At 61.6% G+C, this 7,439-nt stretch carries 8 protein-coding genes; 7 read left to right on the top strand and 1 reads right to left on the bottom strand.

Annotation, left to right across the window (positions count from 1 at the left end; genetic code table 11):
* Positions 1-66: 66 nt before the first annotated feature.
* Positions 67-1,263 (bottom strand): Tm-1-like ATP-binding domain-containing protein, encoded by a 1,197-nt coding sequence (locus tag EOA36_RS21135; RefSeq protein WP_127279273.1) that lies wholly within the window; start codon positions 1,261-1,263, stop codon positions 67-69.
* 100 nt (positions 1,264-1,363) lie between these two features.
* Here EOA36_RS21135 and EOA36_RS21130 point away from each other — a divergent pair, with 100 nt between their 5' ends.
* The 7 genes from EOA36_RS21130 to EOA36_RS21100 all read left to right on the top strand — a co-directional run.
* Positions 1,364-2,047 carry a TetR/AcrR family transcriptional regulator gene (locus EOA36_RS21130; RefSeq protein ID WP_127279272.1) on the top strand — a complete coding sequence of 228 codons (684 nt, stop codon included), beginning with the start codon at positions 1,364-1,366 and terminating at the stop codon, positions 2,045-2,047.
* A 358-nt stretch (positions 2,048-2,405) separates the two neighbouring features.
* The gene (locus EOA36_RS21125; RefSeq protein WP_127279271.1) at positions 2,406-3,722 is read left to right on the top strand and encodes an ABC transporter substrate-binding protein; all 1,317 of its coding nucleotides are present in this window, start codon (positions 2,406-2,408) and stop codon (positions 3,720-3,722) included.
* A gap of 69 nt (positions 3,723-3,791) precedes the next feature.
* Entirely contained in the window at positions 3,792-4,697 is a 906-nt protein-coding gene (locus tag EOA36_RS21120) for a sugar ABC transporter permease (RefSeq protein ID WP_015315632.1), read from the top strand.
* A gap of 1 nt (position 4,698) precedes the next feature.
* Entirely contained in the window at positions 4,699-5,658 is a 960-nt protein-coding gene (locus tag EOA36_RS21115) for a carbohydrate ABC transporter permease (RefSeq protein ID WP_127279270.1), read from the top strand.
* Positions 5,655-5,885 (top strand): hypothetical protein, encoded by a 231-nt coding sequence (locus EOA36_RS21110; protein WP_127279269.1) that lies wholly within the window; start codon positions 5,655-5,657, stop codon positions 5,883-5,885. The genes EOA36_RS21115 and EOA36_RS21110 overlap by 4 nt, the downstream gene beginning before the upstream one ends.
* The gene (locus EOA36_RS21105) at positions 5,882-6,985 is read left to right on the top strand and encodes an ABC transporter ATP-binding protein (RefSeq protein ID WP_127279268.1); all 1,104 of its coding nucleotides are present in this window, start codon (positions 5,882-5,884) and stop codon (positions 6,983-6,985) included. Before EOA36_RS21110 ends, EOA36_RS21105 begins: the two co-directional genes overlap by 4 nt.
* Positions 6,985-7,439, top strand: a 455-nt coding sequence (locus tag EOA36_RS21100; RefSeq protein ID WP_127279267.1) for an ATP-binding cassette domain-containing protein, incomplete at its 3' end; no start/stop codon positions are given. The genes EOA36_RS21105 and EOA36_RS21100, both read left to right, overlap by 1 nt.

Below are 7,439 nucleotides of genomic sequence, written 5' to 3'. Positions count from 1 at the left end.
CTTGTCGATCATTCCCCTGAACTTCTTCAATATGTCCTTGCGCGGTATGGCTGGCATGTCTGGGTCTCACTGTCTGGCAATGTCGAGGAAGGCGGCGGTTGCCGCTTGGGCGAATTCGGGGTCGTTGATGTGCAGCGGCAGGCGGGTGACGCGGCGCGTCGCATTCGGCCTGATGGTGCGCTCGATGGCGTCGAACAGGACGGCGTCGGCTTCCGGATCGAAGAAGGCGCCGCCTTCGATGTCGAGCGCGGAGACGCCTTTTTCCGGGATCAGAAAATGCACCGGACCTTCGCACTGGGCGAGCCTGGTGCCAATCCATTCGCCGATCGCGCGGCATTCCTGCGCGGTCGTGCGCATCAACGTGACGTTGGGGTTATGCTCGTAGAACAGCCGGTCGCGATGCTGTTCCGGGATGGTCGAAGGCGCCCAGAAGTTGATCATGTCGAGGGCGCCGACCGAGCCGACATAGGGCAGGCCGGTGCGGGCGATGGCACCGAAACGATCCTGCGTCGCCGGCAGAACGCCGCCGAACAGCAGGTCGCAGACCTCCGTCGTGGTGATGTCGATGACACCTGACAGCAGGCTGCTGTCGGCCAATTTCTCCATGCTGCGGCCTCCGGTGCCGGTGGCATGGAAGACCATGCAGTCGTAGACGTCGCGCAATCGATCGGCGATTGCGGTCACGCAAGGCGTGGTGACGCCGAACATGGTGAGGCCGATCGACGCCTTGCCGTCCGCTGCCGGCGCTGGATTGCCTGCCATGCCCGCTATCGCCTGGGCGGCGTTGTGCAGCACGACACGCGACAGCCGGTTGAGGCCGGCCATGTCGGTCACCGATGGCATCATGACGATGTCGGAGACGTCGACATAGGGAGCGGTGTCGCCGGAGGCAAGCGTCGAGACCATGATCTTAGGCAGGCCGAGCGGCAGCGCGCGCATGCCCGCGGTGACGATCGAGGTGCCGCCGCCGCCGCCGATGCCGATCACGCCGGCAATGTCATTTCGCGACTGGATGAATCGGGTGAAGGCGACGCCCATGGCGGCCACCGCCGCGCCACGGTCATTGCCGCCGAGCACGGCCGTGCTGCCGCCGGGATGATGCGCCGCGACATCCTTGGCACCGATGTCGACAGATATTGTTGCCTCTCGCGTTCCGACATCGACACGGCAGACTACTGCGCCGGTGGCAGCGATGGCATCGGCCAGGAAGCCGAGTTCCTCGCCTTTCGTGTCGGTCGTGCCCACCACATAGACGCGCTTCATCAAGGGTCCCCAATCCTGGCGGCTGCGATGCGTGTGTCTCATCGCCAGGGTCGCGCTGGGCTGCCATTGCAATTTTTTGAGACGCGCGTATCGTATTGGTATGGATGTCTCACGTCAACAACCCGCAACGAACGACGATACCGGTGAGAGAGCCGAGCGCGGACCTCGTGCGCGTACGAAACGGCTGATGCTGGAGACGGCGACAAGGCTGATGCAGGCGGGTGTCACCCCCTCGGTCAGCGAAGTGGCGGAGGCGGCGCAAGTGTCCCGCGCCACCGCCTATCGCTATTTTCCGAGTCAGGCAGCGTTGGTGCAGGCGGTCGTCGACGAGGGGCTCGGGCCGATCCTCACCTGGAAATCCACCGCCACCGATGCCGAGCGCCGCGTGGCCGAACTGTTCGATACGGCTATGCCGCGCATCGAGGCCTTCGAGGCCACATTCAAGGCAGCGTTGAAGTTGTCGCTTGATCAATGGGCGCGGCGCCAGGCGGGCACGCTGGGCGGCGAACCGGCCTTCACGCGCGGCCATCGGGTCGAATTGCTGAAGGAGGCGCTGGCGCCACTCAAGGGCCGCTTGCCGCCGCGCGACTTCAAGCGGCTGGCGCAGGCGCTGTCGCTGATCTTCGGTGTGGAGGTGCTGATCGTGCTCAAGGATATATGGGGGCTGGACAGCCGCCGGACGATGTCGGTCGCGCAATGGGCGGCGCGTGCGCTGGTGCGCGCGGCGATCGCGGAGTCGGCCGTCGATACGGCCCGGATCATGCAGGCAACGACACAGAAATAGCGCTTATCTGGTTCTACCAGATTTGGGTGTCGACTAGCGATAATAGTTCCAATGCAAAAGTCCGTACAAGGCCAAAGCGTATCAATGAGTAGGAAAATATAGAGAAAACAGGTGGATAAGTCCGGAATTCGCCGACTTTGTCCGACATCACTGCTCAAGAAAGGGCTTGACGGGCATTCACAATTGGTAATACCAGATTTGGAAAGAAAAGCGGATCGAAAGTGAGGCTGCGATCCATTTCCGGACAGGGCGAGGAGGCTCCGAATTCGGAAAGCGCGACCACGGGAGGAACTACCAGGGCCGGCTCCGTCGCCGGCTCGCAAGACAGGGTAGAATGCGCACAAGGGAGGAAATCATTATGCGCAAGTTAGTGACCAGCATGCTTGCTGGTATCGGCTTAACGCTTGCCTGCGGAACGTCCGTCTACGCGCAGGAAAAGTCGCTGACCATCTTCTGGGCGGAGTGGGATCCGGCCAATTACCTGCAGGAACTCGGCAACGAGTACGAGAAGGAAACCGGCGTCAAGATCACGGTGGAAACCACGCCCTGGTCCGACTTCCAGACCAAGGCCTTCACCGAGTTCAACGCCCATGGCGACGCCTATGACCTGGTCGTCGGCGACTCTCAGTGGCTCGGGGCCGGCTCCACCGGCGGCCACTATGTCGACCTGACCGACTTCTTCAAGAAGCATGATCTCGGCAACGTCATGGCACCGGCGACGGTGAAATATTATGCCGAGTATCCCGGCAACAGCGGCAAATACTGGGCGATCCCGCTCGAGGGCGACGCCGTCGGCTGGTCCTATCGCAAGGACTGGTTCGAGGATCCCAAGGAAAAGGAAGCCTTCAAGGCCAAGTATGGCTACGACCTCGACGTGCCGAAGGATTTCAAGGCGCTGCGTGACATCGCGGAGTTCTTCCACCGGCCGGACCAGAAGAGATACGGCATCGCCATCTACACCGACAATTCCTATGACGCGATGGCGATGGGCTTCGAGAACGCGCTGTTCTCCTATGGCGGTGAATTGGGCGATTACACGACCTACAAGGTCGACGGCCATATCAACTCCGACAAGGCGGTTGCCGCGCTCGATGCCTACAAAGAACTCTACAAGTTCACACCTCCGGGCTGGGCTAAATCGTTCTTCGTCGAGGACAACCAGGCAATCACGGAAAACCTGGCCGCGATGAGCATGAACTTCTTCGCGTTCTTCCCCTCGCTGATCAACGAGGCCTCGAACCCGAATGCCAAGAACACCGGCTTCTTCGCTAACCCTCCCGGTCCAAATGGCGACCAGTTCGCCGCACTGGGCGGGCAAGGCATCTCCGTCATCTCGTATTCGAAGAAGCAGGACGAGGCGATGAAGTTCCTCGAATGGTTCATCAAGGACGAGACCCAGAAGAAGTGGGCGGCCCTCGGCGGCTACACCTGTAGCCAGGCAGTGCTCAAGTCGCCTGAGTTCCAGAACGCCACGCCCTACAACAAGGCCTTCTACGAGACCATGTTCAAGGTGAAGGACTTCTGGGCGGTGCCGGAATACGCCGAACTGCTGCAGCAGCTCAACCAGCGCATCTACCCCTACATGATCGGCGGCAGTGGCACCGCCAAGGAAACGCTGGACGCATTGGCTGGAGACTGGAACGCGACCTTCAAGAAATACGGCCGCGTGCAATAATCCTTCATGTCCCGCGGAGGGGGCGGTGTCGCCTCCTCCGTTTCTTTTTCTTGAACCGGGAGCAGGGTCTTGGCGACCACGATGATCACCACCCTCGACAGATCCTCGCGCGCCGCGGCACGCGGCCTGAGCGATATCTCCATCCGCAATCTCTTCATCATTCCGACGGTTCTGTTCCTGATCGTCTTCAACATTTTTCCGCTGATCTACTCGCTCGGCTATTCCTTCACCGATTTTCGCGCGTCGACCAATGCGCCGGCGAATTTCGTCGGGCTGCAGAACTATCGCGACCTGCTCAACGACCCCTATGTCTGGTCGAACTTCGCCATCACGGCGAAATACGTGATTGTCTCGGTCGTCGGACAGCTGCTTGTCGGCTTCGGCGTGGCGATGCTGCTCAACCGGGATATTCCGCTCAAGGGTCTTATCACCACGCTGCTGCTGCTGCCGATGATGCTGTCGATGGCGGTCGTGGGGCTGTTCTGGAAACTGCTTTACGACCCATCATGGGGTGTCATCAACTATGCGCTCGGGCTCGGCAATTTCGAGTGGCTGGCCGATCCCAAGATGGCGCTCTACGCCGTTGCGTTGACCGACATCTGGATGTGGTCGCCCTTCGTCATGCTGCTGTCGCTGGCCGGCCTGTCAGCGGTGCCGAAGCATCTCTATGAGGCCGCCGCGATCGACCGCGCCGGGCCGTTCTACACCTTCTTCCGCATCACCCTGCCGCTGGTCGCGCCGATCCTGATGATCGCGGTCATTTTCCGCACCATGGAAGCGTTCAAGACCTTCGACCTCGCCTACATCCTGACCAGCCAGCCGACGGCCGAGCTGATCTCGATCCGGCTCTACAAGATGGCGTTCCAGGAATGGCAGACCGGACGCTCCTGCGCGATGGCCTACATCGTGCTGATCATGGTCCTGGCGATCACCAACATCTACGTCAAATATCTCAACAAGGTGAAGGAGCGCTGAGATGGCGGCCGTCCGCACTTCTTCCGAAATCACCTTCAACCGCGTCGCCATCGTCGCCGTGCTGCTGGTGACCATCATCTTCCTGGCGCCGATCTACTGGATCGCCTCGACGGCGTTCAAGCCGCGCAATCTTGCCACCACCATTCCGCCGACCGTCGTCTTCCAGCCGGAGATATCGCCCTTCGTGAAGCTGTTCACCAAGCGCTCCCAATTGCGCAGTCCGCCTTCGCCGGAAGAGTACGCGGCCGCCCCATGGTGGGAGCGCGTCGTGTTCGACGGCGGTGAAAAGATCGTGCGCGATGGCAAGGGCCAGGTGCAGTGGTCGGGCTATCCGAGCCGCTTCCTGAACTCGCTGATCATCGCCATCACTTCGACGGTGCTGGCTGTCGGCATGGGCACGTTCACCGCCTATGGCTTCTCTCGCTTCAAGGTGAAAGGAGAGGCGGACCTGCTCTTCTTCATCCTGTCGACACGCATGCTGCCACCGGTGGTGGTGGCGATCCCGATGTTCCTGATGTACCGCGCGGTCGGCCTCAACGATTCCCATATCGGCCTGATCATCCTCTACACTGCCTTCAACCTGTCCTTCTCGGTGTGGCTGATGAAGGGTTTCATGGACGAAATCCCGAAGGAGTATGAGGAGGCGGCACTCGTCGACGGCTACACACGCATGGAAGCCTTCTTCAAGATCGTGCTGCCGGAGGCCGCCACCGGCATCGCCGCCACAGCCGTGTTCTGCTTCATCACCGCGTGGAACGAATATGCCTTCGCGCTGATCATGACCAACCGCCGCGCCCAGACGGCGCCGCCGTTCATTCCCAGCCAGGTCGGCTCCGGCCTGCCGGACTGGACGGTGATTGCCGCCGGAACCTTCCTGTTCCTGCTGCCGGTCGCCATCTTCACCTTCCTGCTTCGCAATCATCTGCTGCGCGGCATGTCCTTCGGAGCGATCCGCAAATGAGCTTTCGCGCCATCAATCAGAAATATCTGGAGCCCGGTAGCCAAGTGCTGATGGTGCTCGGCATCGTCGCACTCTGCCAGCCGTGGAACATGCTGCTGCACAGCTACGGCCTGACCATCATCCTGATCGGGCTGATCGGTTTCAACATCACCTCGAAGATAGCGCCAGAGGAAGAGGCCGGCACCGGCCATGGCGCGGATACGCGAAATCCGGGAGCACAGCATTGACCCAGATAGAGCTTCGCGGCGTCCAGAAATTCTTCGGTGCCGTCCAGGTCATCAAGGACCTCAACCTCAAGATCGCGGACAATGAGTTCATCGTGCTGCTTGGGCAGTCCGGCTGCGGCAAGACGACGACGTTGCGCGCCATCGCCGGACTGGAAACCATCGACGAGGGCGACATCCTCATCGACGGCAAGCCGGTCCAGCATTTGAAGGCGGCCGACCGCGATATCGCCATGGTGTTCCAGTCGTTTTCACTCTACCCGCATATGAGCGTCTACGAGAACATCGCCTTTCCCTTGCGCGCCACGCGCAAGAGCAAAACAGAGATCGACCAGGAAGTACGCTCGGTCGCCAAGACGCTGCAAATTTCAGACCTGTTGGCCAAGAAACCGTCGGCACTTTCAGGCGGCGACATGCAGCGGGTGGCGATCGGCCGGGCGCTGGTGCGGCGGCCGAAGGCGATGCTGATGGATGAGCCGATCGGCGCGCTCGACGCCAAGCTGCGCGAAGAGATGCGGGCCGAGATCAAGCGGCTGCACATCAAGCAGGGCTCGACCACCATCTACGTCACGCACGACCAGATCGAGGCGATGAGCCTCGCCGACCGCATCGTCATCATGCATGAGGGCGTGTTGCAGCAGGTGGGAACGCCCGACGAGGTCTATTCGCAGCCGGCCAATCTGTTCGTGGCCCAGTTCGTCGGCAGCCCGGTGATGAATGTCGCCGACGCGGCCGTGACCGAGAAAGCCTCGGCCGCATCGGTGACCCTAGGCGACGCGGCCGCCGGCTTCGAGTTTCCGCGCACGCTGCTGTCGAAGCTCAACGGTCATGCCGGCGACGCGTTGGCGCTCGGCATCCGGCCCGAAGGGGTGCTCATTCGCCGCGATGCGGCCGACGGCTTCATGGCCGTCGAGACGCAGATCGTCGAACCGCTCGGCTCCTTCGACATCGTCGACCTCAAGGTCGGCTCCAATATGCTGCGTGCCCGCACCAAGAGTGGCTTCATTTCAGGCCCCGGCGAAAAGGTCTTTGCCAGGATCGATCCGACGCAGGCGCATTTCTTCGACAAGGCAAGCGGCAAGTCGCTTGAGGTGAGGCTCTGATGGCCCATATCCAGCTCAAGAATATCTCCAAGACGTTCGGTAACCACACGGCCTTGACCGGCCTCGACCTCGACATCGCCGATGGCGAATTCTTCGTCCTGCTCGGCGAAACGGGCGCCGGCAAGACGACCACGCTGCGGCTGATCGCCGGGCTGGAGAAGCCGAGCGCGGGGCAGGTCTTCATCGATGGGGTCGACGTTGCCGACTGGGGCGCGGCCGAGCGCGACGTGGCGCTGGTGCTGCAGCAATATTCGCTCTACCCGCGCTACACGGTGCGCGAAAACCTCGAATTTCCGCTGAAGCCGAAGATCCGCAGGTTGCCTGACGCCGAGATCAAGGACCGCGTCGACCGCGCCGCCCGCACGCTACGGATCGAGCACCTGCTCGACCCCAAGACCGACCGGCTGTCCGGCGGCGAAATGCAGCGCGTCTCCATCGGCCGCGCCATCGTGCG

Origin of the sequence: Mesorhizobium sp. M8A.F.Ca.ET.021.01.1.1 (assembly GCF_003998025.1) — a bacterium.
Classification (GTDB): domain Bacteria; phylum Pseudomonadota; class Alphaproteobacteria; order Rhizobiales; family Rhizobiaceae; genus Mesorhizobium.
Note: the sequence above shows the minus strand (reverse complement) of the source record. Positions and strands in the feature narration are given on the sequence as shown.

Excerpts from the sequence above, each read along its gene's own strand:
- EOA36_RS21115 (WP_127279270.1), top strand. The coding sequence starts at position 4,699 with ATGGCGGCCGTCCGCACTTCTTCCGAAATCACCTTCAACCGCGTCGCC.
- EOA36_RS21110 (WP_127279269.1), top strand. The coding sequence starts at position 5,655 with ATGAGCTTTCGCGCCATCAATCAGAAATATCTGGAGCCCGGTAGCCAA.
- EOA36_RS21135 (WP_127279273.1), bottom strand. The coding sequence starts at position 1,263 with ATGAAGCGCGTCTATGTGGTGGGCACGACCGACACGAAAGGCGAGGAA.
- EOA36_RS21130 (WP_127279272.1), top strand. The coding sequence starts at position 1,364 with ATGGATGTCTCACGTCAACAACCCGCAACGAACGACGATACCGGTGAG.
- EOA36_RS21125 (WP_127279271.1), top strand. The coding sequence starts at position 2,406 with ATGCGCAAGTTAGTGACCAGCATGCTTGCTGGTATCGGCTTAACGCTT.